This is a genomic window from Janthinobacterium sp. YR213, assembly GCF_900099875.1.
In the GTDB taxonomy this organism is placed as follows: Bacteria; Pseudomonadota; Gammaproteobacteria; order Burkholderiales; family Burkholderiaceae_D; genus Janthinobacterium; species Janthinobacterium lividum.
In genome coordinates this window covers 75,756-102,730 of record NZ_FNDA01000004.1, presented here as the reverse complement: position 1 = coordinate 102,730, position 26,975 = coordinate 75,756, and the positions used below count along the sequence as shown (strand labels likewise).

Annotated in this window: 24 protein-coding genes and 8 tRNA genes; 7 read left to right on the top strand and 25 right to left on the bottom strand. The window is 62.3% G+C overall.

Features of this window, described 5'->3' with window-relative positions; genetic code table 11:
• The first annotated feature begins 69 nt into the window (after positions 1 to 69).
• A complete protein-coding gene (dbpA, locus tag BLT98_RS18185) occupies positions 70 to 1,497 on the top strand; it encodes an ATP-dependent RNA helicase DbpA (protein ID WP_092610179.1) in 1,428 nt (475 codons plus the stop codon).
• Here dbpA and BLT98_RS18180 read toward each other — a convergent pair.
• The 4 genes from BLT98_RS18180 to BLT98_RS18165 all read right to left on the bottom strand — a co-directional run bounded on the left by BLT98_RS18180 (position 1,484) and on the right by BLT98_RS18165 (position 5,409).
• Entirely contained in the window at positions 1,484 to 2,026 is a 543-nt protein-coding gene (locus BLT98_RS18180; RefSeq protein WP_092610176.1) for a hypothetical protein, read from the bottom strand. The genes dbpA and BLT98_RS18180 overlap by 14 nt on opposite strands.
• Positions 2,019 to 2,600: a hypothetical protein gene (locus tag BLT98_RS18175; protein ID WP_139179314.1), complete on the bottom strand. Its 582-nt coding sequence runs from the start codon at positions 2,598 to 2,600 to the stop codon at positions 2,019 to 2,021. Before BLT98_RS18175 ends, BLT98_RS18180 begins: the two co-directional genes overlap by 8 nt.
• A 42-nt stretch (positions 2,601 to 2,642) precedes the next feature.
• A complete protein-coding gene (gene cysS, locus BLT98_RS18170) occupies positions 2,643 to 4,019 on the bottom strand; it encodes a cysteine--tRNA ligase (RefSeq protein WP_092610169.1) in 1,377 nt (458 codons plus the stop codon).
• A 238-nt stretch (positions 4,020 to 4,257) separates the two neighbouring features.
• Positions 4,258 to 5,409 carry an MFS transporter gene (locus BLT98_RS18165; protein WP_211615032.1) on the bottom strand — a complete coding sequence of 384 codons (1,152 nt, stop codon included), beginning with the start codon at positions 5,407 to 5,409 and terminating at the stop codon, positions 4,258 to 4,260.
• A gap of 227 nt (positions 5,410 to 5,636) precedes the next feature.
• On the opposite strand from BLT98_RS18165, the gene BLT98_RS18160 reads away from it, so the two are divergent.
• On the top strand, positions 5,637 to 6,464 hold the full coding sequence (locus tag BLT98_RS18160; protein ID WP_092610163.1) for an AraC family transcriptional regulator: 828 nt from the start codon (positions 5,637 to 5,639) through the stop codon (positions 6,462 to 6,464).
• A gap of 85 nt (positions 6,465 to 6,549) precedes the next feature.
• On the opposite strand, the gene aqpZ is transcribed toward BLT98_RS18160, so the two are convergent.
• The 18 genes from aqpZ to BLT98_RS18070 form a co-directional block, all read right to left on the bottom strand.
• Positions 6,550 to 7,239, bottom strand: a complete 690-nt coding sequence (gene aqpZ, locus BLT98_RS18155; protein ID WP_034778070.1) for an aquaporin Z — start codon at positions 7,237 to 7,239, stop codon at positions 6,550 to 6,552.
• 224 nt (positions 7,240 to 7,463) lie between these two features.
• Entirely contained in the window at positions 7,464 to 7,874 is a 411-nt protein-coding gene (locus BLT98_RS18150; protein WP_092610160.1) for a GNAT family N-acetyltransferase, read from the bottom strand.
• On the bottom strand, positions 7,874 to 8,332 hold the full coding sequence (locus BLT98_RS18145) for an Ivy family c-type lysozyme inhibitor (protein WP_161789544.1): 459 nt from the start codon (positions 8,330 to 8,332) through the stop codon (positions 7,874 to 7,876). The genes BLT98_RS18150 and BLT98_RS18145 overlap by 1 nt, the downstream gene beginning before the upstream one ends.
• A 64-nt stretch (positions 8,333 to 8,396) precedes the next feature.
• Positions 8,397 to 8,807, bottom strand: coding sequence for a hypothetical protein (locus tag BLT98_RS18140; protein WP_034778064.1), 411 nt, complete (start codon positions 8,805 to 8,807; stop codon positions 8,397 to 8,399).
• A 29-nt stretch (positions 8,808 to 8,836) separates the two neighbouring features.
• The gene (locus tag BLT98_RS18135) at positions 8,837 to 9,985 is read right to left on the bottom strand and encodes an amidase family protein (protein WP_244517557.1); all 1,149 of its coding nucleotides are present in this window, start codon (positions 9,983 to 9,985) and stop codon (positions 8,837 to 8,839) included.
• A 206-nt stretch (positions 9,986 to 10,191) separates the two neighbouring features.
• The gene (locus tag BLT98_RS18130; protein WP_034758247.1) at positions 10,192 to 10,767 is read right to left on the bottom strand and encodes an elongation factor P; all 576 of its coding nucleotides are present in this window, start codon (positions 10,765 to 10,767) and stop codon (positions 10,192 to 10,194) included.
• 135 nt (positions 10,768 to 10,902) lie between these two features.
• Positions 10,903 to 12,072 carry an elongation factor P maturation arginine rhamnosyltransferase EarP gene (gene earP, locus BLT98_RS18125; RefSeq protein ID WP_092610157.1) on the bottom strand — a complete coding sequence of 390 codons (1,170 nt, stop codon included), beginning with the start codon at positions 12,070 to 12,072 and terminating at the stop codon, positions 10,903 to 10,905.
• 95 nt (positions 12,073 to 12,167) lie between these two features.
• Positions 12,168 to 12,243, bottom strand: a tRNA-Glu gene (locus BLT98_RS18120).
• 57 nt (positions 12,244 to 12,300) lie between these two features.
• Positions 12,301 to 12,376, bottom strand: a tRNA-Glu gene (locus BLT98_RS18115).
• A gap of 124 nt (positions 12,377 to 12,500) precedes the next feature.
• A tRNA-Glu gene (locus BLT98_RS18110) sits at positions 12,501 to 12,576 on the bottom strand.
• A 242-nt stretch (positions 12,577 to 12,818) separates the two neighbouring features.
• Complete coding sequence (locus BLT98_RS18105; RefSeq protein WP_092610154.1) at positions 12,819 to 13,895, bottom strand: DUF5694 domain-containing protein; 1,077 nt, start codon at positions 13,893 to 13,895, stop codon at positions 12,819 to 12,821.
• Between the two features lie 289 nt (positions 13,896 to 14,184).
• Positions 14,185 to 14,260 (bottom strand) — tRNA-Ala (locus BLT98_RS18100).
• 50 nt (positions 14,261 to 14,310) lie between these two features.
• Positions 14,311 to 14,386: transfer RNA gene (locus tag BLT98_RS18095), tRNA-Glu, on the bottom strand.
• Between the two features lie 38 nt (positions 14,387 to 14,424).
• A tRNA-Ala gene (locus tag BLT98_RS18090) sits at positions 14,425 to 14,500 on the bottom strand.
• A gap of 134 nt (positions 14,501 to 14,634) precedes the next feature.
• Positions 14,635 to 14,710 (bottom strand) — tRNA-Glu (locus BLT98_RS18085).
• A 67-nt stretch (positions 14,711 to 14,777) separates the two neighbouring features.
• A tRNA-Ala gene (locus BLT98_RS18080) sits at positions 14,778 to 14,853 on the bottom strand.
• A 123-nt stretch (positions 14,854 to 14,976) separates the two neighbouring features.
• Entirely contained in the window at positions 14,977 to 16,383 is a 1,407-nt protein-coding gene (gene gltX, locus BLT98_RS18075) for a glutamate--tRNA ligase (RefSeq protein ID WP_092610151.1), read from the bottom strand.
• Between the two features lie 70 nt (positions 16,384 to 16,453).
• Positions 16,454 to 17,365 (bottom strand): LysR family transcriptional regulator, encoded by a 912-nt coding sequence (locus BLT98_RS18070; protein WP_034778051.1) that lies wholly within the window; start codon positions 17,363 to 17,365, stop codon positions 16,454 to 16,456.
• Positions 17,366 to 17,511: 146 nt separating this feature from the next.
• Between BLT98_RS18070 and lysA the strand changes: the two genes are divergently transcribed.
• Together lysA and BLT98_RS18060 are read left to right on the top strand one after the other, a co-directional pair.
• The gene (lysA, locus tag BLT98_RS18065) at positions 17,512 to 18,750 is read left to right on the top strand and encodes a diaminopimelate decarboxylase (RefSeq protein WP_092610147.1); all 1,239 of its coding nucleotides are present in this window, start codon (positions 17,512 to 17,514) and stop codon (positions 18,748 to 18,750) included.
• A gap of 62 nt (positions 18,751 to 18,812) precedes the next feature.
• Positions 18,813 to 20,378 (top strand): phospholipase D family protein, encoded by a 1,566-nt coding sequence (locus BLT98_RS18060; protein ID WP_092610144.1) that lies wholly within the window; start codon positions 18,813 to 18,815, stop codon positions 20,376 to 20,378.
• A gap of 52 nt (positions 20,379 to 20,430) precedes the next feature.
• Here the strand turns inward: BLT98_RS18060 and BLT98_RS18055 are convergent, their stop codons facing one another.
• From BLT98_RS18055 to apbC, 3 genes are all read right to left on the bottom strand, one after another.
• Positions 20,431 to 22,116: an alkaline phosphatase family protein gene (locus BLT98_RS18055; protein ID WP_244517555.1), complete on the bottom strand. Its 1,686-nt coding sequence runs from the start codon at positions 22,114 to 22,116 to the stop codon at positions 20,431 to 20,433.
• 139 nt (positions 22,117 to 22,255) lie between these two features.
• Complete coding sequence (locus BLT98_RS18050) at positions 22,256 to 22,663, bottom strand: DUF4399 domain-containing protein (RefSeq protein ID WP_034778045.1); 408 nt, start codon at positions 22,661 to 22,663, stop codon at positions 22,256 to 22,258.
• An 87-nt stretch (positions 22,664 to 22,750) separates the two neighbouring features.
• A complete protein-coding gene (gene apbC / locus BLT98_RS18045; RefSeq protein ID WP_034758315.1) occupies positions 22,751 to 23,839 on the bottom strand; it encodes an iron-sulfur cluster carrier protein ApbC in 1,089 nt (362 codons plus the stop codon).
• 160 nt (positions 23,840 to 23,999) lie between these two features.
• Between apbC and metG the strand changes: the two genes are divergently transcribed.
• The 3 genes from metG (at position 24,000) to BLT98_RS18030 (ending at position 26,975) form a co-directional block, all read left to right on the top strand.
• Positions 24,000 to 26,159 carry a methionine--tRNA ligase gene (metG, locus tag BLT98_RS18040; RefSeq protein ID WP_092610140.1) on the top strand — a complete coding sequence of 720 codons (2,160 nt, stop codon included), beginning with the start codon at positions 24,000 to 24,002 and terminating at the stop codon, positions 26,157 to 26,159.
• A 19-nt stretch (positions 26,160 to 26,178) separates the two neighbouring features.
• Positions 26,179 to 26,658 (top strand): GNAT family N-acetyltransferase, encoded by a 480-nt coding sequence (locus BLT98_RS18035; RefSeq protein WP_034778216.1) that lies wholly within the window; start codon positions 26,179 to 26,181, stop codon positions 26,656 to 26,658.
• Positions 26,659 to 26,765: 107 nt separating this feature from the next.
• Positions 26,766 to 26,975, top strand: coding sequence for a DUF3460 family protein (locus BLT98_RS18030; protein ID WP_034778041.1), 210 nt, complete (start codon positions 26,766 to 26,768; stop codon positions 26,973 to 26,975).

Genomic DNA, 26,975 nt, shown 5'->3' with positions numbered 1-26,975 from the left:
CATCCGCACAAGGGCGTAGAACGCCTGTAGACTGTGCCCATCCACCCGCTTTTTACCGGCTCCGCCCCTATGAACACCACCACTGACACCACCACTTCCTTTGCCAGCCTGCCGCTGACGCCCGCCTTCCTGGCCAACCTGGACTCGCTCGGCTACCACGAGATGACCACCATCCAGGCGCAAAGCCTGCCGGCGGTGCTCGACGGCCGCGACCTGATCGCCCAGGCCAAGACGGGCAGCGGCAAGACCGCCGCCTTCGGCATCGGCATCCTGCACAAGCTCAATCCGGCCTGGTTTGCCGTGCAGGGACTGGTGCTGTGCCCCACGCGCGAACTGGCCGACCAGGTGGCCAATGAGCTGCGCCGCCTGGCCCGCGCGGCTGGCAACATCAAGATCCTGACCCTGACGGGCGGCGCGCCGATGCGTCCGCAAATCGCTTCGCTGGAACACGGCGCCCATATCGTCGTCGGCACGCCGGGCCGCCTGCGCGACCATCTGGGCCGCGGCACCATCAACCTGAATCACGTGCAGACGCTGGTGCTCGATGAAGCGGACCGCATGACGGACATGGGCTTTTACGAGGAAATCGCCGGCATCGTCAGCGCCTGCCCGGCGCGCCGCCAGACCCTGCTGTTCTCGGCCACGTATCCGGAAGACATCCGCCGCGCCACGGCATCGTTCCTCGTCAATCCGCTGGAAGTGACGGTCGAGGCGCAGCACGACAACGACAAGATCGAGCAGCGCTTCTATGAAATCGGCTTCGACGAGCGCAATGGCGCCGTCGGCAAGCTGTTGAAACACTTCAAGCCGGAATCGACCCTGGCCTTCTGCAATACCAAGGTGCATTGCCGCGAACTGGCCGAGGAACTGCGCCAGCAAGGCTTTTCCGCGCTGGCCCTGTACGGCGAGCTGGAACAGCGCGAGCGCGATGAAATCCTGGTGTTGTTCGCCAACCGCAGCTGCTCCGTGCTGGTCGCCACCGACGTGGCTGCGCGCGGCCTCGATATTTCCGACCTGGGCGCCGTGATCAACGTCGACGTGTCGAAGGACACGGAAGTGCACATCCACCGCATCGGCCGCACTGGCCGCGGCAGCAAGAAGGGTCTGGCCCTGTCGCTGTGCGCGCCGAACGAGAAAAAATGGGTCAAGCTGATCGAGCAGTACCAGAACAGCGCCGCCGAATGGCACGACCTGAAGGAACTGGCGGAAGATGACGGGATGGAGGCGCTGCCGGCGCCGATGGTCACCCTGTGCATCATGGGCGGCAAGAAGGACAAGCTGCGTCCGGGCGACTTGCTGGGCGCGCTGACGGGCGACGCTGGCCTCACCAAGGAACAGGTGGGCAAGATCAACGTGTTCGAGTTCATGACCTACGTGGCGCTGGACCGCAAGGTGGCAGAAGCAGCCTTCAAGCGCCTGAACGCGGGCAATACCCTGGGCCGCGACTTCGGCAACATCAAGGGCCGCAGCTTCAAGATGCGCTTTATCGAGGCGTAAGCTGCTGCAATGCACGCAGGGCCGCCATGGCCCTGCGTCCCGGATAGTCTTTCCACACGGGGTAGCGCCTGCGGTAGTAGCAGTTCCAGTAGCTGACGGCGCGCCGCTCCAGGGTGGCCACATACGCGGGGTTCTCCTGCAGGTAGCGCGCCAGCGCCTGCGCATTCCAGGCCGGCAGCAGCGCGCCAATTGCCTCGACGATCTCCAGCACGTATTCGCCGCACAGGTGCACGACGAACGGCACCGTCCACGCCCGCTCCTGCAGCAACAGCTGCCTTACACACGCTTCGCGCAGATGGCCGTCATGGTGGCGCGTGCCCAGACACAGGGCGATCACGCCCGCGTCGCCGGGCAGCTGCGTACAGGCCAGCAATCGCTGGTGCTCGTAATACGTGCGCGTCGGGATCAGCAAGGCCTCGCCATCCTGGCATACGGCAAATGGCGGGTGTGCCCGGCTACTCCCCAGCGCGGGCAATAGCTGCGCCACAGTGCCGGCCAGCGCCACCGGAAAGGCATCCGCTTCAGCCATCGCGCCCCTCCCGGCACACCTTGCGCACGCCCAGCGCCGGCTTGTCCATCTTTTCAAAGATCACATTCGAGTACCATGCGGCCGGATCGCCTTCGGTGGGCTTGCCCAGCGAGATATAAAAACCGTCATGTGTGAACAGGGCCGTGGTTTCCTTGCCTGGCCTTGCGGTCTTCAAAAAGGCCGGCCAGGCCGCCTTGTCGACGGGCGCAAACCGCGCGGCCAGCAGCGCCAGCAAGCGCGCATGCGAGGCCGGCGCATACGGGAACAGATACAGGTACTCGACCAGCTCACCGCCATCGGCCAGGCGCGTGACGGCGGCCGTCGCCGCATCGACCGCCTCCTCGCCCGCGCCAAAGCGGCACAAGGTACCGCCGCTGTAGGCGAAATCGATGACGGTCGCCGGCGCGCACGCCTGCCGTTCGCGGTCCACAGCGGCGGGCGGCAGCGCGCGCACCTGCGCCAGCAGCGCCTCGCCGGAGGTGGCCAGCGCGGGAAAGCCGGGGCAGGCGCCGGCCGCCTGGACGGAGTTCGACAAGGCAAGGCAACAACTCAATAGCAGCAAACGACGCTTCACGGCATCTCCAGTTTCATCAGGCGGCCATTATGCAGGACATCTTCACAAAGGCCGCGCCTGTTGCCCCTGTGGCGTATCGTCGATGTCATAACCGGCCGCGCGCGCCAGGTCGCGCAAGCGGTCCGCCTCGGTCCACTGGCGCTGCGCGCGGGCGATGGACCGTTCCGCCATCCACGCCTGCACCTGCTGCGGCACTGCCACCTGCGCCGGCTGCCAGGCCAGCAGATCGAGCCCCAGGGCCGCATCGAAGCGGGCCATGGTGGCCTTTTTCACGGCGTCCGGCAGCCCGCTTTTCAGCAGCTCCCAGGCCACGACCAGCGCGCGCGGGTAGTTCAGGTCATCGTTGACGCAGCTCATGAAACGCTCATGCCATGCAGGATCGGCCTCGCCTTCCGCAGCACCCAGGCCATGCACGGCCACGCGCAGGCGCGCCAGGCCGCTGGCGGCGGCACGCAGCGCATCGTCCGTGAAATTGAGGCTGCTGCGGTAGTGGGCGCCCAGGCACAGGTAGCGGTAGGCCAGCGGATCGACGCCCTGCTCCACCAGGCTTTGCAAACGCAAGAAGTCGCCCGTGGATTTCGACATCTTCGCATCCTGGGTCTTGAGGAACGCGCCATGCAGCCAGAAATTGGCCAGGCGCGTGCCGTGGCGCGCTTCCGTTTGCGCGATCTCGTTGCTGTGGTGGACGGCCACGTGGTCTTCGCCGCCGCAATGGATGTCGAAATACGCGCCCAGGTGTTTTTCCGCCATGGCCGAGCACTCGATATGCCAGCCGGGAAAACCCAGGCCCCAGGGGCTGTCCCACTCCATCTGCCGCTGGCCCGGCACGCCGCTGAACTTCCACAGCGCGAAATCGCAGATGTCGCGCTTCTCGCCCAGGTCCACCCTCTTCCCCGCCTGCAGGCCGTCGCGGTTCAGGCGCGCCAGTTTTCCATAGCTGTCCTGGCGCGTCGTGTCGAAATAGATGCCGTCGTCCGTGCGGTAGGTATAGCCCTTCGCTTCCAGGTCGAGGATAAATGCGATCTGCTCCGCGATGTGGTCCGTGGCGCGGCACCAGACGGTGGGCGGCAGGATATTCAGCGCGCGCAGATCGCCCTCGAACGCGTAGGTGAATTCGGCGGCGATATCCCAGGCCGACTTGCCGCTGCGGGCGCTGCGCGCCTCGATCTTGTCGTCGCCGCTGTCCGCATCCGACGTCAGATGGCCCACGTCAGTGATATTCATCACGTGGCGCACCTGCAAGCCGTTGAATTCAAGCGCGCGGCGCAAGCCATCGACGAACAGATAGGTGCGCAGGTTGCCGATGTGCGCGTAATCGTAGACGGTGGGGCCGCAGGCGTACAGGCCGGCATGGCCAGGAACGATGGTCTCGAAGGGCCGCAGGCTGCGGCTATACGTGTCGTACAAATGAAGTGTCATGCGGGACTTTCATGCGCGTTGCGGAAAAAGAAAATGGCCACAGGTTTTTCAACACTGTGGCCATCGGAATGAGGAGTAAAAAGTTTAACGGCGCCGGGCCGCATCCTCGCGAAGCCAGGTACACGGACACAGCGCAGCGGCGGCGCGGTATGCAAGGACTGGATGGAGGATGGAAGAGTTCATGAAGAGAATATCGCATGCGCGCGGGCGGGCCGTCAAGCCCTCCCGCGACGCTGGCCTACTTTTTCGCCTGCTCGATATGCGGCAGCAGCACCGTCAATATGCCCAGCAGCGGCAGGTAGGAGCAGATTTTATACACATAGGCGATGCCCGACACGTCGGCCAGGTGGCCCATCGCCGCGGCCGCGATGCCCGACACGCCAAACATCAGGCCAAAGAAGATCCCCGCGATCATGCCCACCTTGCCCGGCACCAGTTCCTGCGCGAAGACGACGATGGCGGAAAACGCGGATGAAATCACGAAACCGATGATCACCGTCAATACAGCCGTCCAGAACAGGTCGACATATGGCAGCAGCAGGGTAAATGGCGCGGCGCCCAGGATGGAAATCCAGATCACGCGCTTGCGGCCGATGCGGTCGCCGATGGGGCCGCCCATGAAGGTGCCGGCCGCGACGGCGGCGAGGAACAGGAACAGGTACAGCTGGGCATCGCCGAGCGACAGCTGGAACTTGTCGATCAGGTAAAACGTGTAGTAGCTCGACAGGCTGGCCATGTAGATGTATTTGGAAAACACCAGCAGGGCCAGCACGCCCAGCGCACCCATCACCTTGTTGCGCGACAAGTTAGGTCCATGGCCGCCCGCCTTCGGCTTGAAGCTGGCCAGGTGGCCGCTATACCAGTGGCTGACCTTGTACAGCACGCCGATGGCCAGCACGGCGAGCAGGCTGAACCAGGCGACATTACCGTGGCCACGGTTCACGATGACGGCCGCCGCCAGCAGCGGGCCCAGGGCGGAGCCAACGTTGCCGCCCACCTGGAACAGCGACTGGGCAAAGCCGTAGCGTCCGCCCGACGCCATGCGGGCCACGCGCGACGCTTCCGGGTGGAAGGTCGACGAGCCGACGCCGATCAGGCCCGAGGCGATCAGCAGGGTCGGGAAAGTCGAGACGATGGACAGCATCAGCACGCCCGCCAGGGTAAAGCACATGCCAACGGGCAGCAAGAATGGCAGCGGACGGCGGTCCGTGTACAAGCCGATCCAGGGTTGCAGCAACGATGCCGTGCACTGGAACGTCAGGGTTATAAGGCCGACCTGGGTAAAACTGAGTGAAAACTCGGCTTTCAGCATCGGATAAATCGACGGCAATAATGCCTGGATCAAGTCATTAAGCAAATGCACGAAGGCGACGGCGCCCAGAATGTGCATGGCCAGACCGGATTGTTGTTGGGAACTGTGAAGCGAGGGAGCCGCCGGCACGGGCTTGGCCAGTGCTGGGGCAGGTGTGGTTGTGTGCATGTGTCATCCGCAATAATCGGGCACGGCTGCGGCCCGGCAAAGAAGCCAGTATAGTATGGTCACTGAACTGACAACTTCCAATAATCGTCGCCCAAGTGACAACTAAGTGACAATCAGGTGACAATCCAACGACGCACATGTACACCCACCACCCCGCCCAGACCCACCCCGATGGCGTGCCGTTCAGCCGCAGCACCAGCTCGCACGATTACCAGCACGTGCCGCGCCCCGTGACGGCCATGTCCAGGCAATACGTGGCGGGCGACTACACGGCGCCGCACAGCCATGTGCGGGCACAGCTGCTGTATGCGACGGAAGGCGTGATGCGCGTCTCCACCGGACACGGCGTGTGGATCCTGCCGCCGCGGCGCGCCCTGCTGATCCCCGTGGGCGTCGTGCATGAAGTTCACATCTTGAGCGAACTGAGCATGCGCACCGTGTACATCGATGCGCAGGTAGCGCCCCAATATGGCGCCGATTGCAAGGTACTGGAAGTGAGCCGGCTGTTGCGCGAGCTGATCCTGGCCTTGCTGGCCGAACCGATCGAATATGCGCTGGCGGGACGCGGTGACTGGCTGGCGCACTTGATCCTGTCGGAATTGGCGGGAGCCGATACCGTCCCCCTCGCCATCCCCTGGCCGCGCGACCGCCGCCTGGTGGCCGTCTGCTCGGCCATCATGAGCGCGCCCGGCAGCCGGCGCAGCATCGAGGATTGGGCGCAGGACGCAGGCGCCAGCGCGCGCACCCTGATCCGTTTATTCCCCAAGGAAACGGGCTTGCACTACCGCCAATGGCTGCAGCAAGTCCACCTGGCCGAGGCCTTCTGCCGCCTGGACCGGGGCGAAGGCGTGGCGGCCATCGCCTATGCGCTGGGCTACGCCAGCCCCAGCGCCTTCAGCGCCATGTTCCGCCGCATCCTGGGCCGCACGCCGCAGCATTACCTGAGCGAGTGGCGCGGCGCATAGGTCGGCTTAGCGTGGCAAGGCCGCGCGCAAGCCGACAAGCTGCGCTGCCGGCATTGTCGGCTTACGCCCTGCGGGCTAAGCCGACCTACTCTTTTTCGCCCGCAATCAAGCGGTAGGCCAGCGCGCCCAGCAAGGCGCCGATAATCGGTGCCAGCCAGAACAGCCACAGCTGGCTGGTCGCCCAATCGCCCACGTACAGGGCCACGCCCGTGCTGCGGGCCGGATTGACGGAGGTATTGGTGACGGGAATGCTGATCAGGTGGATCAGGGTCAGCGCCAGGCCGATCGGCAGCGGGGCGAAGCCGGCCGGCGCGCGCTTGTCGGTGGCGCCCAGGATGACGATCAGGAAGAACATCGTCAGCACGATTTCAATGACCAGCGCCGACAGCATCGAATAGCCGCCCGGCGAATGGGCACCGAAGCCGTTCGAGGCAAAGCCCTTGCTGACATCGAAACCGGCCTGGCCGCTGGCGATCACGTACAGCACGCCGCCGGCCACGATGGCGCCCAGCACTTGCGCAATGATGTATGGCAACAGTTGATTGGCGGGGAAGCGGCCGCCGGCCCACAGGCCGATCGAGACGGCAGGATTCAGGTGGCAGCCCGAGATGTGGCCGATGGCGTAAGCCATGGTCAGCACCGTCAGGCCAAAGGCCAGCGCTACGCCGGCAAAGCCGATGCCGAGGCCGGGAAAGGCAGCGGCCAGCACGGCGCTGCCGCAACCGCCCAGGACCAGCCAGAACGTGCCGAGAAATTCGGCGCCATATTGTTTCATGATGTATTCCTTTAAAGTGACGAGAAAACGTGCCAGGGACGACCAATCGGACCGCTCACCACCTTTGCCCCGCCAGGTAGCGACGGCAAAGCACAGCACCAGCAACGCACCGCTGCGTAAGCTGCAGAGCGCGCATAATGACATGATGTCATTATCAATGCAACATTATTACGTACAATAATGTTAATAGTTCTCTTGACACCTAAAGGTTGTTTTGATAATTCTCACGCTGCAGGACGACGCATGTACTTGTGTGACGCCTCCAGCGGCGCAAAACCAAAGCTGGCATACAGGCCGTGCGCGTCATCGGTCCCCAGCATCCAGACGACATCGCGCACACGCGCATCGCCGAGCGCGGCGGCCACGATCTGCTTGCCATAGCCGCGCCCCTGGTATGGCGGCAGCACAAACACGTCGCGCAGGTAGGCAAAATCCGTGTAATCCGTGATAACCCTGGCGAACGCCACCTGCTGCCCATCCACATAGCCGCCGAAACACAGCGCGTTGGCGATGCCCTTGCGCACCGTGTCGATCGCCACGCCGCGCTTCCAGTACGATTGCTCGCTCAGGTAGCGGTGGATCATGGCCACGTCCAGCTCGCCACGTTCGCTGGAAATGCGCAGTGGCGCGTGCATCAGTTCTTGAACAACAGGTCGGCTTCGGCGATGCTGGGTTCGCCGAAGTAGACGGTGCGCAAGCCGCCCTTGCCATCGCTGCCCATATACACGCCCGTCATGCTGCGCTCGGCCGGGTCGTACAGGATGGAGTAGCGGTGGCCGCAATTGTGCGGCTCGCAGATACTGCTCAGCAGGCGCGCCTTGCCGTCGATCTCGACGGGCTTGAGCGGGCTGGCCACGCCATCCGGAACCCAGCGCTGCCGCTTCAGGCCAGCTTTTTTCAAGCCCACATTGAAGGCCTTGCGAAACGCGTAGTCCGCCTTGTAGACGTCGGGGAAATACGGGCAGGTGTGGCCGCCGTCGCAGCTTTGCGCCTGCTCGATCAGCGACAGCCTCGGCGTACGCGCGTGCGCCGGCAGCGCAGCCAGCGCCACGGCGGCACCAAGGAACAGGGGGAACAGCAAACGTGCGGACATGCAATCTCCTAAAAGCATCATGTAATGCCGGCAGCATAGCAGAATGGCATGCTTGCGCACCGTCTCAGGGAGAACAGCGGATACCGACGACCCCGTTGACCTTACCTTCCGGCCAGCCCGTCTCGCGCCAGCGGTATACGCCGGGCGCGACGATGATCAATTGCCATTCCACCAGCTTGCCAGCGGCATTGAGGCGGGTTTCATTGTCATAGCGTAACGTCAGGCTGTGCTCCGTTTCCGCCACCACCGTCGCGGCAAAGCGGTTGGTTTCACCCAGCTTGCTTTTCCACGTACGGTCGTTGAAGATCGCCAGCCGCTGATGATCGTCAGACAGCTGCATGCGCGTAAAGTGCCGCGCCTCTTCGCAAACACTGTTCGTATTGACGCTGTCGGACCAGCTGCCAGACAATTGCGCGGCGTCAAAAGGAGTCGGGGTGGCGGTCACGGCCGCACTCAGCAGCAAGGTTGCAAGCATAGTTTATCGAAAGAAAACGAAAAGAAAATTCATGGCTGGCGCAGCGCCAGGGTGATGCTCGCCGGCAGCGCGGGCGTGCGCCGGTGCAAAGTCGCCTGCTCATACGCATAGGCCATCGCAATGAGCTGCATGTCGCCGTGGGCCGGACCGATGAAGGACAAGCCGACCGGCGAGCCCCCGGCCACGCCGGCCGGCACAGTGATATGCGGCAAGGCCGCCGGCGCCTGCGATACGCCATGGCAGGTAGGCCCCACCAGCGCATCGAGCCCATGCGAGCCCAGCAATGCTTCGATGCCGCCAGGCCCGGGCGCGGGCGGCATCTCGATCAGTTCCGCGCCCTGGTCGCGCAGTACCAGCAGCGCCTGCCCGATCACGGCATCGGTCCCCGCGCACAGGCCGAACAGGCTGCGCGCCACGCCGATGCGGCGCCCATGCAAGCCGGCGGCATCGAGCACCACGCCATCGGCCAGGCGCTCGCCCCTCAGGGCGGCGAGCAGCCAGGCCGCCTCGCGCACGCTGGGGGCCATCGGCCCGGCCATGGCTGGCTCGCCGCCCTGCCCGCCAGCGGCCCTGCCCGTGGGCTTGATGGCGACCAGGCCGCAGTCTGAAGCAGGCGCGACGATGGAACCGTCCGCGGCGCTGTCGACGGCCAGGATGGTCAGCCCGGCCCAGCTGGCAGTGGCATGCGGCACGCTGACGGCAGCCCACTGGCGTAAATTGCTTTTGCCGATGATGACGGCGCCGGCCGCGCGCAAGCGCGCCGCCACAAAGGAATCGCAGCTGGCCTGCGTGGCCTGGGGGGCTTGCGTGCGCGTCTTCATGCGGTCGCCCGTGGCGATATTGTCGCGCAAGACGACGGGAATACCATGCAAGGGGCCGCGCACCTTGTGCACCTGCCGCTCGCGGTCCATTTCCAGGGCAATTTTCAACGCATCGGGATTGATTTCAATGCCGGGATAGGTCCGCGCGCCGATGCTGCACAGGGAGCGGATGCGCCCCAGGTACTGCGACGTCAGGGCATGGGAGCTGAGTTTGCCTGCCTGCATCATTTGCTGTTGCGGCAAGACGCCGGCATCGAGCAGATGGGCCATGGGGCTGGCGGGCGCCGAGGCACGGGCCAGCACGGGACGCGCCACGCCCCGGGACGCGCCACTGCGTAACATCTGACTGCGCTGCATGCTATCTCCAGGAAACTTCAATGTTTCTACCGCAATAATGTTCTAGCCATAGCATAGCAGTCCCTGCAACACAATTGTTGTTGAAGGGAATTATTTTTTAAGCAAAAAAAACGCCGCCCGAAGGCAGCGTTTCTTGATCATCCAGCACTGGAGCAAGCCAGGCCGGCGTATGCCGGGCCATGCGAGCGGCGCAGTGCAACGATCTATCAGTTGCGTACGACACGCTTGTATTCGTTGGTACGGGTGTCGATTTCGATGACGTCGTCCTGTGCCACGAACAGCGGCACTTGCACGGTGTGGCGGTGCGCGTCGATGGCGTTTTCGATCTTGGCTTCTTTCAGGACGTTGCCCGACGTGTTGCCCTTGACCGCTGGCTCCGAGTACACCACTTGACGGGCGATGGTCGTCGGCAGTTCAACGGAGATCGCTTTGCCGTCGTAGAAAATGGCTTCGCATTCCATGCCATCTTTCAGGTAGTTCAGCGCTTCGCCCAGGTTTTCTTCTTCGATTTCGTACTGGTTGTACTCGGTGTCCATGAAAACGAACAGCGGGTCGGCGAAGTACGAATACGTCACTGGCTTTTTATCCAGAACAACAACGTCGAACTTGTCGTCGCCGCGGAACACGTTTTCCATCGGGGTGTTCGTCAGAAGATTTTTCATCTTCCATTTGTAGGTGAAGCCCGTGCGGCTCGAACCGTTGACATCAGAACGCAACACGATCATTGGCTTGCTGTCGACCATGATGATATTGCCAACACGAATTTCTTTTGCGGGTTTCATAGGAATGTACGTAAAAAGTGGGTTGCATGAAGACCATCTGCCGCCTGTGCGCCATCAGCGCCGCAAGCTTGCGTTTGATCGGTTAAAAATACGTTAGAAATAACCGGGCATTTTACCTTAATTTTGAGCAAGCGCCTATCTCGTCGCGCCAGCGAACGCCAGCAGCTTACTTGCCAGATCGCCATTAGCCTGCATCTGCCGCTGCCAGTCCTGCGCGCGCGCCCTGATGCGTGGCAGATCGGCCTGCAATGCGGGCCACAGCTGCGACCACCGCAAGGCGTCCGCGCTGGCGCCATTCCAGGCCAGCGCCGCCTGCACCAGGCTGTCGATGGCGCCGCCCGCATCGGCCGCATAGCGCTGCAGGAAGGCGCGCAATTTCACGTGATGCAAGTTTTCATCCTGCAGATAGATATGCCAGAGAAACGGCTGGCCGGCCCATTGCGCGCGCACGAAGGAATCCTCGCCGCGCACGAAATTGACGTCGCAAGCCCACAGCAGGCGGTCGTAATCGTCTTGCGGCACGAAAGGCAGCACGCGCACGGTGAGCGCGCCGCGCGTGCGCGCCGCACCAGATACCACCACATCGTCGCCGATAAACGCCTGAACGGCATCGATCGCGACGCCTTCTGGCACCAGGCATGTCATGGGTTCGCTCCCTGCCTGCCAGGCCGCAAACAGCTCGGCGACCGGCGCGGACGGGTAGCAGAACAGCGATACCTTCAAGGCGGACATTTCCGCCGCCGTCACGCCGAATTGACTCAGGAATGCCGCCATGGCGGGTGCATCGGCCTGGAACGCCAGCCTTTTCTCATCCAGCGCCGCTTCGCGCAGCAAGCCGCCCGTCTTGTTCGTGAAGCCGGGAAAGAAGAAATGCTTGATCATGCCGTGGCGCGGCGACGTCAGCGCGTGGCAGCCCTCGACCCACTCTTCCGCCGTCAAGCCTTCCAGGTTCAGCCACACGGGATGCGGCGCGCACTGCGCCATGGCGCTGATATAGCCGGGCGGAATGTCGCAGGCAAAGAATTCGATGACGATGTCGGCCACGTCGCCGGGCACGAACGCGCCATCCTGGCCGCGCCAATGGCGCACCGTGACGCCGGAGACGTGCTGCGCTTCGGCCGCCACGTCGATTTCCGGGCAGATGCGCCGGAAACTCGGCAAATCATCGACCCACAGGGTGACGGCCACGGCATGCTCGCCGCTCAACTGCCGCGCCAGGCGCCAGCAAATGCCGATATCGCCGTAGTTGTCGACGACTTTGCAGAAGATGGCCAGGGATGGTGCGCGATCGGTAGGAAGTGGCATATTGAACGGAAAGAGAAAAACGTGGGTATGGCGACCCATAACAAAAAAGCCGCGCTGTTACCAGGCGGCTTTTTTGTTGGCTGATTCAGCCGGTCTGGCGTCCCCAAGGGGATTCGAACCCCTGTACTCACCGTGAAAGGGTGATGTCCTAGGCCTCTAGACGATGGGGACAGAAAATCTGTCCTGGATGCGCTGCTTTGCATCCCGACCTGTTACTACTTGCGAATCTGGCGTCCCCAAGGGGATTCGAACCCCTGTACTCACCGTGAAAGGGTGATGTCCTAGGCCTCTAGACGATGGGGACAGAAATCTGTCCTGAATGCACTACTTTGCATCCTGACCCGGTACTGCAGCAATATGGCAGAAACAAAAAAAGCCTGACTTGTCAGGCCCATTCAGCACTGCACTCTTACTTTACAACTAAATCCTGGCGTCCCCAAGGGGATTCGAACCCCTGTACTCACCGTGAAAGGGTGATGTCCTAGGCCTCTAGACGATGGGGACCTGTGCTGGCTTTACTCTCAGCGGACTCTTCGTTGAAGGCTTTGCTTAGCCCCTCAAAAAAGCGTGCGCGAAGTTTAACACGAAGCGATTCACGAAATCAACTGCTGGCCTTCTTATTTTCCACCTTTTTGCATCCCCCTTCCCTATGGAAACAAGATGATGGCAGGAAGATATGCAAAGCAACAGCACGCCAGGCATGCAGGAAAAACCGCGCCAACCTCCCGGCGCGGCAAAAGCACTCCTTAGCGCAAGATATCGTCCGTACTGGTGATGCGCACATCATGCATCTGGTTAAGATACGCCTCCAGATAGCCCTTGTGGGATGCGCCGACGATGACCAGCACGCGCATGCCCGGACGCGCCGCCATGATTTCGCGGATATTCGACGCCATGCGCAAGTTGCGCACCTCCCAGGAGGCGACGTAGTTGCGGCCGTAACGCTGCGGCGAAGGCTCTTCGAGCGCCGCGCCAAAATCGCCACGGAAGGCCAGATCCGCCTCGGCGCGTCCGTTATAGGCGCGATAGATCGCCAGCACACCGGCAGGCGTCGTCAATTGTTCCTCAAACCCGGCATGGATGCGCTTGCGCTCGGCCGAAAAGGGATTATTCCAGGCCGCCCTGATCGCCTTGGCATAAGCCTTTTCATCGTCAACAGGCATATCGGACGTATGGTCATCCATGCCATGCACCCGCTCGTGCCCGCTCTTCGCCGCTAGCACTGCAGCGATCTGATAGCTCTCGTTGCGCTGCATCAGCAGGGAATTGAGGTTTGCGGCCAAGGGCTCGCTCACGCCGTCACCGGCGCGCCGCTCATCTGCGGGCAGGCGCAGCCACTGCACCAGCGCCGATGCGCGCTCGCCACCGGCCAGGAACAGGGAAGCCAATGTACGCCGCTGTGCGGCAGACGGCACCGCCGGCCAGGCGGCCAGCAAACCCTCCGCCTGCGCCGTGGCCGCGACCACATCGAGCCCCGTGGCGGCCCGCGCGACGGAAGTGTCATAGCAATACGCTTTCACCGTATCGCCATAGCGCTGCGGATAGGCGCGCAGGTAAGCACACTGCAAACCGGAAAGCGCCTCGATCGCGATCGCATCCGGCCGCCAGTCCGCCAGGCGCTCGTTGAGCAAGCTCAATTGAGACGGATCAAACGATTTTGGCAATTGCGCCAAATGGGGCGAGCCGAGCACCAGCACGTCATTGAACGGGCCCTTTTGCAACTTCAGCGCACCGGGATCAAATTTCGCCGCAGGCGGCGCCTCCGCATGCGCGGGAACGTGCATAACGGCGGCAAGAAAAAAACTGGCAAATACGCGGTGCATCCTGTCTCCTCAATGTAATGGTCCATTTTTTATCGGCAGGCTTGATGCAATCAAGCCGCCAGCTAAATGTAACCACTCCGTAAATCACTGTCAGTTATATCCATGCAACCAATAGGCACAAAAAAAGCCGCCCGAGGCGACTTTGAATATCTTGTGACTTAATGCTATTGGCGGAGGTTGACGGCAGCTAACCACGACCACTTGCGAAGAAATCGACAGCACAAATAAAAAAAGCCGCTCGAGGCGACTTTGATTTATTCACTACCTTACCTACCAGTTTCTGCGCTGTTGGTGGAGGTAAGCGGGATCGAACCGCTGACCTCTTGCATGCCATGCAAGCGCTCTCCCAGCTGAGCTATACCCCCCGGGCGCAGAAACACTGCTACTTCTTTACAACTACAACACCAGACTGAACTGGCGTCCCCAAGGGGATTCGAACCCCTGTACTCACCGTGAAAGGGTGATGTCCTAGGCCTCTAGACGATGGGGACCTCGGCACTACAGTTTTACCACTTTACTCCTGCGCTGTTGGTGGAGGTAAGCGGGATCGAACCGCTGACCTCTTGCATGCCATGCAAGCGCTCTCCCAGCTGAGCTATACCCCCCGGGCGCAGAAATAATAAAAGCCGCACTTGGCGACTTTGTTCCACTACTTGCTTTCCATCCAGATTCCGCTTTTTACGGGTCTGAACTTACAACAATCAGTACAAACAACTGCCACTACTATACCACAACTACCTGGCGTCCCCAAGGGGATTCGAACCCCTGTACTCACCGTGAAAGGGTGATGTCCTAGGCCTCTAGACGATGGGGACCGCGGAACTTCCAAACAACAACTGCACCACTTCAACGACTAACAAAACCTGACTGCGATTTTGCTGCTGGTGGAGGTAAGCGGGATCGAACCGCTGACCTCTTGCATGCCATGCAAGCGCTCTCCCAGCTGAGCTATACCCCCGTTGGTGCAGAAACAAGAGTATAGCAAAGAAGTTTCACTCTGCAAATACCCTTTTTCGTCTATGAGCAACTTTTCATAGGGGCGGTTTCCGCACTCTCTTTTACGACGATTTAATCGCGATGCTTACAACCACTTTGCCAGGCGCGCCAGCACGGTGTCGCGGCCGAACATCACCACTACCTGGTCGATGGCCGGGGTCTGCAACTGGCCCGTCAGGATCAGGCGCAAAGGCATGGCCAGCAGCGGCATCTTGATGGTGTTCGCGGCCAGCACTTCCTTGATCATGGCGGCGACGGCTTCCTTGCTCCACTCCACCGTGGCGATGCGCTCGGCAAACTGCGCCAGCACGGGCTTGATGGCATCCGTGATGTGCTGCGCGACCAGTTCCGCTTCCGGCTGCGGCTCGCGGAAGAACAGCATCGAGGCGGCAGCCAGTTCATTGACCGTGTTGGCGCGCTCCTTCATCATGCCCAGCACTTGCGCCAAGTCTGGCGCGCCTTCGAAGACGGCACCGGCGGCGGCCATTTGCGGGCGCGCCAGGTCGGCCAGACGCGTGTTGTCGGCCTGCTTGATATAGTGGTTGTTCAGCCAGGCCAGTTTTTCATTGTTGAACTGGGCCGCCGATTTCGACAGATGGTTCAGGTTGAACCACTCGCAGAACTGCTCGGTCGAGAACACTTCATCATCGCCATGGCTCCAGCCCAGGCGCGCCAGGTAGTTCAGCATCGCTTCCGGCAGGAAGCCTTGCGCCGGATAATCCATCACGCTGACGGCGCCATGGCGCTTCGACAGCTTTTCGCCGTCCGCACCGAGGATCATCGGCAGGTGGCCGTACAGGGGCAGCGGTGCGCCGATGGCGCGCAGGATGTTGATCTGGCGCGGGGTGTTGTTGACATGGTCGTCGCCGCGGATCACGTGCGTGATCTGCATGTCCCAGTCGTCGACGGCCACGCAGAAGTTGTACGTCGGCGTGCCGTCCGGGCGGGCGATCACCAGGTCGTCCAGTTCGCGGTTGGAAATCGTGATCGTGCCCTTGACCACGTCATCCCACGTCACGTCGCCATCGAGCGGATTCTTGAAGCGCACGACGGGCTTGCGGTCGGCAGGCACGGCCGGCAGGGTCTTGCCCGGTTCCGGACGCCAGGTGCCGTCGTAGCGCGGCTTTTCTCCGGCGGCGCGCATGCGCTCGCGCATCGCTTCGACTTCTTCCGGCGACGAGTAACAGTGATATGCAGTACCTTCGGCCAGCATCTGTGCCACTACTTCGCGGTAGCGGTCCATGCGCTGCATCTGGTAGAACGGGCCCTCGTCGTGGTCCAGGCCCAGCCACTTCATGCCTTCGATGATGGCTTGCACGGCTTCCGGCGTGGAACGCTCCACGTCCGTGTCTTCGATGCGCAGCACGAAGGTGCCGCCGAAGTGGCGGGCATACGCCCAGCTGTATAAAGCGGTGCGGGCGCCGCCCAGGTGCAGATAGCCGGTCGGGCTGGGAGCGAAACGGGTACGGACGGGAGTAGCGGTTGTGGTCATCGAAGTAATCAGGCTTGAATAAGTAAAACGCCATTTTACTCTGTTGACCGCCGCCGCTCCACAAGCACCGTCACAGCTGCAGCAGCCGCCTTTTCACTTCGTCCGCCTGCGCATGCAGCGCCTGCTCGAACAGGGCGACAAGTTGCGACAGGGGCCGGTGCAAAGGTTTCACGAGATTCACCGTGAACGGCAGGGACACGGCGAAGCGGCGGATCTGCAAGCCCTGCCCCGCATAGTCGAGGGCCGTGAGCGGATTGACGATGGCCAGGCCCACGCCTTCGCGCACCATCGCGCACACGGAGGCGGCGCTGTGCGTGTCGAGCGCCATGCGCCGCTCCACGCCCGCCTGCGCGAAGATGGCGTCGATCTGCTGGCGGTAGGGGTCGACGGCGGCCAGGCTGATGAAAGGCTGGCCCGCGAAATCGGCCGGCTGCAGCACGGTCTTGCTGGCGAGCGCATGGCCGTCCGGCAGCACGCACACTTCATCGACGGACATCAGGGTGTCGAGCGCCGTGCCCGGCGGCGCATTGCCCACTTCCGTCAGGCCGATATCGTGCCGCTGCGCCGACAACCACTCTTCCAGCAGCGGCGACTCCTGCGGCGTGATGCTGATGCTCACCTTGGGAAAATCGGCGACGAAGCGCTTGCACGCCTGCGGCAGCAGCGACTGGGAAAACACGGGCAGGCAGGCGATCGACAACTGTCCCTGGTCGAACTGGCGCAGGGCCGCCGCCGTGCTGACGATGCGCTCGAGGCCGAAATACGCGCGCTGCACTTCCTCGAACAGCTGCAGCGCCTGGGCCGTGGGACGCAGCCGCCCCCGCTCGCGCTCGAACAGGATCAAGCCCGTCAAATGCTCGAGGCGCGCCAGTTCGCGGCTGACGGTGGGCTGCGACGTATGCAGCATGGCGGCGGCGGCCGTCACGCTGCCCGTCGTCATGATGGCGCGAAAGACTTCGATATGGCGCAGGGAGATAGTCATGGCCATATCATAAATGAATAAGGCAGGCTTAAATAGATATTTTATGTTTACAAAGAAAACCCGCATCATGGCCAGCATCGTAGGTCGGATTAGCGGGCAAAGCCCGCGTAATCCGACGCCACCCATCATATGACAAAGACCACACCATGAAACCAGTGCCAGACGCCACCCTCGCCCAACTCGCCCAGGAACACGGCACCCCCCTGTGGGTGTATGACGCGGCCACCATCCGCGCGCGCGTGGCGCAGCTGGCGCAGTTCGACACCGTGCGCTTCGCGCAAAAGGCCAATTCGAACATCCACCTGCTGACCTTGATGCGCGAAGCGGGCGTGCACGTAGACGCCGTGTCGCTGGGCGAGATCGAGCGCGCGCTGCAGGCAGGCTTTACGCCGGCGCAAACGAACGGCGCCGCCGGCGTGGTGTTCACCTGCGACCTGTTTGACCGCGCCACCCTGGCGCGCGTGGCGGCGGCGAAGATCGAAGTCAATTGCGGCTCCGTCGACATGCTGCGCCAGCTGGGTCCCGTGTCGCCCGGCCACCGCGTCTGGCTGCGCATCAATCCAGGCTATGGTCATGGCCACAGCAACAAGACCAATACGGGCGGCGAAAACAGCAAGCACGGCATCTGGCATGAAGAGCTGCCGGAGGCGCTGGCCGTCATCCGCGCACATGGCCTGCACCTGGTAGGCCTGCACATGCACATCGGCTCGGGCGTCGACTACAGCCACCTGGAAACCGTCTGCGGCACCATGGTCGACCTGGTCAAAAACATGGGCCACGATATCGAAGCCATTTCCACGGGCGGCGGCCTGTCCGTGCCCTACCGCGAAGGTGAGCAGCCCGTCGACACGGACCACTACTTCCAGCTATGGGATGCGGCGCGCAAGCAGATCGAGGCGCACCTGGGCCATCGCGTGCACCTGGAAATCGAACCGGGTCGCTTCCTCGTGGCCGACGCGGGCTTGCTGGTGGCCGAAGTACGCGCCACCAAGCAAATGGGCGGCAACCATTTCACCTTGCTCGATACGGGTTTCAATGAACTGATGCGCCCTGCCATGTACGGCAGCTACCATGAAATGTCGGTGATCGCGCATGACGGCCGCGCGCTGGACACGCAGCGCGCCACCGTCGTCGGCGGCCCCCTGTGCGAATCGGGCGACGTGTTTACCCAGCGCGATGGCGGCGTGGTGGAAACCCGGCAGCTGCCGGCAGCACAGGTGGGCGACTACGTGGTGTTCGAAGGCGCGGGCGCGTATGGCGCGTCGATGTCGTCGAACTACAACAGCCGCCCCCATGCGGCGGAATACCTGGTCGACGGAGAACAATCCCGCTTGATCCGCCGCCGCCAGACGGTGGCCGAGCTGATCGCGCTGGAACAACTCTAAAACCGCGCCGCGTGCGGGCATGCGCATCTGCTAACATCGGGGCAACTCGATGAAAGCCCGCCATGCCCGCCCAAGCACTCCCCTTCCGCAGCGCCACCCGGCTGCTGCTGCCCCTGCTGCTGTCCGCCGTCCTCGCCGGCTGCGCTTCACTGCCTTCGCTGGAGAGCCGCACTCCCTCCAGCATCATCACCGATACGGCACATACCCAGCTGGCCACGGCCATTGCGCCCATGGCGGCGCAGCATCCGGGCGTGTCCGGCATTTATCCGCTGGTCGATGGGCGCGACGCCTTTGCCGCGCGCGCCCTGCTGGCCGCCGCCGCCCAGCGCAGCCTGGACGTGCAGTACTACATCTGGCACAAGGACATCACGGGCACACTGCTGTTCGACGCCCTGCGCCAGGCAGCGGAGCGGGGCGTGCGCGTGCGCCTGCTGCTCGACGATAACAACACGGCGGGCCTGGACCAGACCTTGACGATGCTGGGCAAGCAGCAGAATCTGGAGATCCGCCTGTTCAACCCATTCATTCCCCGCGCGCCGCGCGCACTGGCCTTTGCCGCGGATTTTTCCCGCCTCAACCGGCGCATGCACAACAAATCGTTCACGGCCGATAACCAGGCCACCATCGTCGGCGGGCGCAATGTGGGCGACGAATATTTTGGCGCGGCCGGCGACGTGCTGTTTGCCGACCTTGACGTGCTGGCCATCGGCCCCGTCGTCGACGAAGTGTCGCAGGATTTCGACCGCTACTGGAACAGCGCCTCTGCCTACCCCGCCAGACTGCTGCTGACCAGCCCTGTCGAGGGCGACGCGGCCACCATCGCCGCCGAAGCGGACCGCATCGACGATACCAAGGCGGCCGAGGAATACGTGCAGGCGCTGCGCACCTCGCCCTTCGTCAAGCAGATGATGGAACGCACCCTGCCCTTCGAATGGGCCAAGACGCGCATGGTCAGCGACGACCCGGCCAAGGTGCTGGACAAGGCCCGGCCAGGCACGGGCGTGGCGGACAACCTGCAAAACCTGCTGGGTGTGCCGGAAAAGGAAGTGGACCTGGTGTCGCCGTATTTCGTGCCCGGCAAATCGGGCACGCAAGCCTTTGCCGACCTGGCAAGAAAAGGCGTGGGCGTGCGCATCCTGACGAATGCGCTGGAAGCGACCGACGTGGCGGCCGTGCATGCCGGCTATGCGAAGTGGAGAAAGCCGCTGCTGGAAGCGGGCGTGCTGCTGTACGAGTCGCGCCGTTCGTGGGAACGGGGCGACGCGCGCGAACAGCCGGGCCGCTTCGGCAGCTCCGCATCGAGCCTGCATGCAAAGACCTTTGCCGTCGACGACAGGCGCATCTTTGTCGGCTCGTTCAACTTCGATCCGCGCTCGATCGAATTGAACACGGAAATGGGCCTCGTCATCGACAGCCCCGCGCTGGCCAGCCAGCTGGGGCAAGCCATGCGCACCACGATCCCGCAGCGCGCCTACCAGGTGCTGCTTGGCGACGACGGCGCGCTGTACTGGCTCGCGCGCGACGCCAGCGGTGCCACCACGCGCTACGACACGGAACCGGGCACCAGCGTGTGGAAGCGCATGGGGGTGGCGATTCTGTCGGTGCTGCCGATCGACTGGCTGCTGTAAGCGGCTTGACCAACGATGTTGTCGGATTACGCGGCTTCGCCGCTAATCCGACCTACCGCACCGCTTCCGTCAACACCCGCCCTTCCGACGCCGACGGCTGGCGTATGCGCAGCAGATGGGCCAGGGTCGGCGCGATATCGACCACTTCCGCGTACTGGCCATACGCGCCCGGCTTGATCCAGCGCGGACCGAAGACCATCAGCGGCACGTTGGTGTCATAGGTATAGGGCGTGCCATGCGAGGTGCCGCCGCTGCCCTTGCCGAAGTACCAGGCCGGCTTTGTGACGACCATCAGGTCGCCCGACAGCTGGCGGTTCCAAGCGCGGCGCATCAGGGTGTCCATGCGCGTGGCGACGGCTCCCGCTTCCATCTGCGTGCGCGTGTAGACTTGCGCCAGGCCGTCCTGCTGCAGCAGGAAGCGGGCCGCCGCGTCTTCCAGGGCGGCGCGGTTGACGCCGCTCTTTTCCGCCAGGGCGTAATCGAGGTAGATGTTCGGCAGCGACGACGTCGTCACCAGTTTATCGATGCCCAGGTTTGTCGCCAGGTGCCGGTTCAAGGCATCGACCAGTTTGGCGCCATCGATGCGCTTGGCCGAGAAGCCGCGCGTTTCGGCGAATTCCGGCACGTTGGCAAAGCCATGGTCGGCCGTCAACACCACCAGCACGTTATCCATGCCGACTTTTTTATCGAGGTCGGCAAAGAAGCCGGCCAGCATGCGGTCCAGGCGCTGCAGGTGGTCGTGCGACATCTTGCTTTCCGGGCCGTAGGCATGGTTCACGTAATCGTGCGCTGACAGGCTCACACCGAGGATATCGGGCACGCCGGCCGGGTTGCGGCCCAGGTTCTCGCCATCGATGGCGGCGCGCGCGAATTCCAGGGTCAGTTCATCGAGGAAGGGGCCGGACTTCAAGCGGCTGTAGTACTCGCCATCGAGCTTGCCGCTGTCGCTGTAGTAGGCGAACGGGAAGGTGTTGCGCGTGCCCGGCTTGGCCGCCACAAGATCATCACGGGCGTCCCGCGCATAGGCCGAATCGGCCAGCAGCGGCGTCCAGCTCTTGCCATAGTAGCGGTCCTGCGGTTTGGCAGCCTGGTAGCGCTGCACCCATTGCGGATGCTGCTGCATGTAATAGGTGCTGCTGGCGAAATTGCCCGTCTTTTCCATGTACATATAGGCCGTGCCCGTTTTCCCGGCCAGCAGGATGGCGCCGCGGTCCTTGCCCGACACGGTGACGACCTTGGCCTGGTCGCCCGTGGAATAGCGCAGCTCGTCGCCCAGGGTGCTCACGCGCAGTTTCGTCGGCGCCGTGCCATCATCGGGCTGCGTGTCTTCGCCGATGTAATGGAAATTGCCATCTTCGGTGCAATACACGGATTTTTTCGTGACGGGATCGATCCAGTTATTACCGATCACGCCGTGCTGGTACGGATAGGCACCCGACAGCACGGCCGAGTGGCCGATGGCGGTGACCGTGATGCCATGCGCCTGGTGGGCATCGCTGAACCACGCGCCCTGCTCCAGCAGACGGCGGAAACCGCCCTGGCCGAACTGGTCGCGGTAGCGCGTCACCTGCTCTTGCGGCAAGCCGTCCACCACCAGCACGACTACCAGCTTAGGTTGCGCCACGGCGGCGGAAGCGGCAGCAACGGCCTTGGCCGCATGCGCCTGGCACGCCGCCACGCCAGCGACCAGCAGCAGCGCCTGCGCCAGTTGCCGGGAAAGGGAGAAATGTTTCGTCATATCCGCTCATCAAAAGTTAGGCCACCGGGCAGCATACGCCGACTATATGACGCAATGATGACAAAAAGCAATACCATAAAAAAAGCCGGGCTCCATCGCTGGAACCCGGCCTTTGCCGAAACAGATGAAAATGCCGGACTTACTTGACCGTCACCTTGATGCTTTTGCTCAACTCCGGCCCATACGACTGGTGCGCGCCGTTGGCGAACTGCATGGTCAGGGTGTACTGGCCCGGCGGCAAGGTGACGTCCGTTTCCGTTTGTCCTTTGCCGAAATGCAAATGCTTGTCATCCATGGGTATCATCTCGCCCGCCTTCATCGGCCCCATATTGATGAGCAAATGATGGTGGCCCGTCTTTGCCGTCATGTCGCCGGCCGGCTTGACGTCCATGCCGCTGACGGCGAACTTGACCTTGAACGGGCTCGTCACTGTCGCGCCATCGACGGGCTCGACGAACGAAACGGATTGCGCAAACGCGCTGGCGGCCAGCAGGCTGCCGGCGATTACGGCTGCGGCCTGGCGCAGGAATACGGTGGTCAATTGCATGATGTCTCCTCTTGTTTAATAACAACACGGACTGCATGAAACCATATTCCTGCTGACACTGGCGCATGGGAGCGCCACATCCGACGTTTAATCGTTCTTGATGACGATGCTAGGGAACTTGCTCGTCATATCCTTCGCCTTTTCCGCCACCTTGATGGCGATGGTGCGGGCGATCTGCTTGTAGATCACGGCGACGGGGCCTTCCGGCTCGGCCACGACGGTGGGCGTGCCCGAATCCGTCTGCTGGCGAATCGCCATGGTCAGCGGCAAGGCGCCGAGGAATTCCACGCCGAAGTCCGCGCACATCTTCGCGCCGCCGCCGGCGCCGAAGATTTCTTCCGCATGGCCGCAGTTCGAGCAGATGTGCGTGCTCATGTTTTCCACCACGCCGAGGATAGGAATGCCGACCTTCTCGAACATTTTCAAGCCCTTGCGCGCGTCCAGCAGCGCGATGTCCTGCGGCGTCGTGACGATGACGGCGCCCGTGACGGGCACTTTCTGCGACAGCGTCAGCTGAATGTCGCCCGTGCCCGGCGGCATGTCGACGATCAGGTAATCGAGGTCGCGCCAGTTGGTCTGGTCCAGCAATTGCTGCAAGGCTTGCGTGACCATCGGGCCGCGCCACACCATCGGCTCGTCCGGATCGATCATGAAGCCGATCGACGACACTTGCAGGCCGTGGTTTTCCATCGGCTCCATGCTCTTGCCGTCCAGGGTCTTCGGCTGGCCGCTGATGCCCAGCATCATCGGCTGCGACGGGCCATAGATATCGGCGTCCAGCATGCCGACGGTGGCGCCTTCGGCTGCCAGGGCCAGGGCCAGGTTGACCGCCGTGGTCGATTTGCCAACACCACCCTTGCCGGAAGCGACGGCGATGATATTTTTCACGTTGCTCATCGGCTTCAGGCCGCGCTGCACCGTGTGCGAAATGATTTTTGACGACACGCCCACGCTGACATTGCCCACGCCCGGCAGCACGCGCAGGGCGGCCAGCACGGATTTGCGAATCAGGTCGATCTGGCTTTTTGCGGGGTAGCCCAGCTCGATGTCGAGGGAAATGTCATCGCCATCGACTTTCAGATTCTTGACTGTTTTACTGGAAACGAAATCTTTATGTGTATTTGGATCAATAACCTGGGCCAGCGCGGCCTTGACGTCTTCTACTGTGATGCTCATGTAAATCTCCGTGTGTACTACATATGTGCAATACGCGCAGTCTAGCGCAAATTTGCAGGGCGCGATGGCGGCAAAAGCAGCACTTGCCGGCGCTGCATCTGCTCATATTGCCTTTCCGCTGTTAAAATGTCCTATTATCCATCCCAAAAGTGCATCAATCATGACTCGCAAGCTGTTCGTCACCACTGCCCTGCCTTACGCAAACGCCGCTTTTCACATTGGCCACATCATGGAATACATCCAGGCTGATATCTGGGTCCGGTTCCAGCGAATGCAACGCGATGGCGCAGCCGGCCGTGAAGTGCACTTTGTGGGCGCCGACGATACGCATGGCACGCCCATCATGATCGCCGCCGAAAAGGAAGGCATCACGCCGCAGCAATTCGTCGCGAATATCGCCGCCGGCCGCGCCCAGTACCTCGATGGCTTCCATATCGCCTTCGATAACTGGTACTCGACCGATTCGCCGGAAAACGTCGACCTGTCGCAATCGATCTACCGCAAGCTGCGCGATACGGGCCTGATCGTCACGAAAACCGTTGACCGCTTCTTCGATCCGGTGAAAGGCATGTTCCTGGCCGACCGCAACATCAAGGGCGAATGCCCGAAATGCGGCGCCAAGAACCAGTACGGCGACAATTGCGAAGTGTGCGGCGCGGCCTACCAGCCGACCGACCTGGTCAACCCGTTCTCCGTGTTTACCAATGCGACGCCCGTGATGAAGCCGTCGGAACAGTATTTCTTCAAGCTGTCCGACCCGCGCTGCTTCGAATTCCTCAAGGATTGGCTCAACACGCCAGGCCGCTTGCAGCCTGAAATGGTCAACAAGGTCAGCGAATGGCTGGGCGAAGCGGGCGAAAAGCTGGCCGACTGGGATATCTCGCGCGACGCGCCCTACTTCGGCATCCCGATTCCCGATGCGCCGGGCAAGTTCTTCTATGTGTGGATGGACGCGCCCGTCGGCTACCTGGCCAGCCTGAAAAACTATTGCGACAAGAAAGGCCTCGATTTTGACGCCCTCTTGAACGACCCGGCCACGGAACAGATCCACTTCATCGGCAAGGACATCGTTTCCTTCCATTTGCTGTTCTGGCCCGCCATGCTGAAATTTGCCGGCCATCCGGTGATCGACAAACTGAAAGTCAATGTTCACGGCTTCCTGACGGTCAACAACGAAAAGATGTCGAAGTCGCGCGGCACGGGCATCTCGCCGCTGCGCTACCTGGACCTGGGCATGAACCCGGAATGGCTGCGCTACTACATCGCCTTCAAGCTGAACTCGAAAGTGGAAGACCTGGACTTCAACGGCGACGACTTCGTGGCCCGCGTGAACAGCGACCTGATCGGTAAGTACGTGAACATCGCCAGCCGCTGCGCCGGCTTCATCGCCAAGCGTTTCGACGGCAAGCTGGCGTCATCGCTGTCGGAAGGCGCGCAAAGCTGGATCAACCGCGCGCTGACGGTGGACGTCAACGGCGTCATCGTCGAGCGCCAGGCCAGCATCGCCGCGCACTTCGAGAACCGCGAATTCGGCAAGGCCTTGCGCGAGATCATGGAAATCGCCGATATCACCAACCAGTATGTCGATGAAAACAAACCGTGGATCCTGGCCAAGGACGCGGACAAGACGGCCGAACTGCACGACGTGTGCACCACGGCGCTGATCCTGTTCCGCCAGCTGACGATCCTGCTGTCGCCTGTCCTGCCGGGCGTGGCGAAGAACGTGGCCTCGTTCCTCAACGACGCCGAATTCACCTGGGCCGATACGCAAGTGTTCGGCGACGCCGTCTCGAATAGCATGCTGGGCCGTACCATCGGCGCCTACAGCCACTTGATGACGCGCATGGATGCGAAGATGATCGAAGCGCTGTTTGACGCGCCGCAAGCGGCCGCTGCCATTGCCGCACCGGCTGGCGACGCCGCGAACGACGCCGCAGCGGTCGCTGAAACACCGGCCTCCGCCATCGAGGATCTTGCGCCCGAAATCAAGATCGACGACTTCCTCAAGGTCGACTTGCGCATCGCCAAGATCGTCAACTGCGAGCTGGTGGACGGCTCCGACAAGCTGCTGCGCCTGACCCTGGATGCGGGCGAAGGCCGCTTGCGCAATGTGTTTTCGGGCATCCGCTCGGCTTATCAGCCGGAAGAGCTGGTCGGCAAGCTGACGGTGCTGGTGGCCAATCTGGCGCCGCGCAAGATGAAGTTCGGCATTTCGGAAGGCATGGTCATGGCCGCCTCCGCCGCCGACGAGAAAGCGAATCCAGGCATCTACATCCTGAACCCGTGGCCAGGCGCCGAACCTGGCATGCGCATCCGTTAAGCCACCACAAGGACCGATGATGAATATCGTGGTGCGCGAAGCAACGAATGCCGATGCACAGCTGATGGCCGAGCTGACCCGCGCCGCGTGGGCCGGCAAGGTGGCCGCCTCGTCCAGTGGACACCACGAGACGGCGCAGCAGGTGGAAGAGCAATTGCGCCACGGCGGCGGTTTTCTGTTGCTGATCGACGACATTCCAGCCGGCTCGCTGCGCTGGATGCCGCTCGACAGCGACCCCGCCATCTGGAAGATTTCACGCATGGGCGTGCTGCCCGCCTACCGGGGCAGCCACGTTTCGCAGCACTTGCTGGAAGCCATTATTCATCACGGCCTGTCGTGCCAGGCCGAGGAATTGCGCCTGGCCGTGCGGCGCGACCAGCGCAAGCTGATCGATTTTTATGCGGCCTTCGAATTCGACCTGGCCGAAGAACTGGAATATTCGCACGCCAACCCCGCCGAACCGGCGCCGATGGTGATGCGGCGTTTGTTGCGTTATTGATTTTTAGCAATTTCGCCCCGGACTTGCCGATACAACAACCCGCCAAGCGGCACGGCGCGGTAAAATACGGCCGGCTGACCTTACCGATAAGACACTCAGAAGAGAATATGAAACTGCCTGCAAAACACAACAACTACGTATCCGACCACACCTTGTTCATCGCTGAGCTGAAGGCCAAGAATCCTGGCATGGAAGCGGGCCAGCAAGCGGGCCGCGCCCTGCTGTGGGACAAGCCGGCCGTCAGCATCGATGAGCAGGAACGCCAGCTGGCGTCGGCCGTCAAGCAACAGGCTTACGTTTACCAGAACAAGAACTAA

Bases quoted from the DNA above. Each gene is read 5' to 3' on its own strand.
- BLT98_RS18145 (WP_161789544.1), bottom strand. From the start codon at position 8,332: ATGTCCGCACGTTTGCTGTTCCCCCTGTTCCTTGGTGCCGCCGTGGCG.
- metG (WP_092610140.1), top strand. From the start codon at position 24,000: ATGACTCGCAAGCTGTTCGTCACCACTGCCCTGCCTTACGCAAACGCC.
- earP (WP_092610157.1), bottom strand. From the start codon at position 12,072: ATGCCACTTCCTACCGATCGCGCACCATCCCTGGCCATCTTCTGCAAA.
- dbpA (WP_092610179.1), top strand. From the start codon at position 70: ATGAACACCACCACTGACACCACCACTTCCTTTGCCAGCCTGCCGCTG.
- BLT98_RS18160 (WP_092610163.1), top strand. From the start codon at position 5,637: ATGTACACCCACCACCCCGCCCAGACCCACCCCGATGGCGTGCCGTTC.
- BLT98_RS18060 (WP_092610144.1), top strand. From the start codon at position 18,813: ATGCCCGCCCAAGCACTCCCCTTCCGCAGCGCCACCCGGCTGCTGCTG.
- BLT98_RS18055 (WP_244517555.1), bottom strand. From the start codon at position 22,116: ATGACGAAACATTTCTCCCTTTCCCGGCAACTGGCGCAGGCGCTGCTG.
- gltX (WP_092610151.1), bottom strand. From the start codon at position 16,383: ATGACCACAACCGCTACTCCCGTCCGTACCCGTTTCGCTCCCAGCCCG.
- aqpZ (WP_034778070.1), bottom strand. From the start codon at position 7,239: ATGAAACAATATGGCGCCGAATTTCTCGGCACGTTCTGGCTGGTCCTG.
- BLT98_RS18135 (WP_244517557.1), bottom strand. From the start codon at position 9,985: ATGCAGCGCAGTCAGATGTTACGCAGTGGCGCGTCCCGGGGCGTGGCG.
- BLT98_RS18130 (WP_034758247.1), bottom strand. From the start codon at position 10,767: ATGAAACCCGCAAAAGAAATTCGTGTTGGCAATATCATCATGGTCGAC.
- BLT98_RS18180 (WP_092610176.1), bottom strand. From the start codon at position 2,026: ATGGCTGAAGCGGATGCCTTTCCGGTGGCGCTGGCCGGCACTGTGGCG.
- cysS (WP_092610169.1), bottom strand. From the start codon at position 4,019: ATGACACTTCATTTGTACGACACGTATAGCCGCAGCCTGCGGCCCTTC.
- BLT98_RS18035 (WP_034778216.1), top strand. From the start codon at position 26,179: ATGAATATCGTGGTGCGCGAAGCAACGAATGCCGATGCACAGCTGATG.
- apbC (WP_034758315.1), bottom strand. From the start codon at position 23,839: ATGAGCATCACAGTAGAAGACGTCAAGGCCGCGCTGGCCCAGGTTATT.
- lysA (WP_092610147.1), top strand. From the start codon at position 17,512: ATGAAACCAGTGCCAGACGCCACCCTCGCCCAACTCGCCCAGGAACAC.
- BLT98_RS18165 (WP_211615032.1), bottom strand. From the start codon at position 5,409: ATGCACATTCTGGGCGCCGTCGCCTTCGTGCATTTGCTTAATGACTTG.
- BLT98_RS18070 (WP_034778051.1), bottom strand. From the start codon at position 17,365: ATGACTATCTCCCTGCGCCATATCGAAGTCTTTCGCGCCATCATGACG.
- BLT98_RS18030 (WP_034778041.1), top strand. From the start codon at position 26,766: ATGAAACTGCCTGCAAAACACAACAACTACGTATCCGACCACACCTTG.
- BLT98_RS18105 (WP_092610154.1), bottom strand. From the start codon at position 13,895: ATGCACCGCGTATTTGCCAGTTTTTTTCTTGCCGCCGTTATGCACGTT.
- BLT98_RS18050 (WP_034778045.1), bottom strand. From the start codon at position 22,663: ATGCAATTGACCACCGTATTCCTGCGCCAGGCCGCAGCCGTAATCGCC.
- BLT98_RS18140 (WP_034778064.1), bottom strand. From the start codon at position 8,807: ATGCTTGCAACCTTGCTGCTGAGTGCGGCCGTGACCGCCACCCCGACT.
- BLT98_RS18150 (WP_092610160.1), bottom strand. From the start codon at position 7,874: ATGCACGCGCCACTGCGCATTTCCAGCGAACGTGGCGAGCTGGACGTG.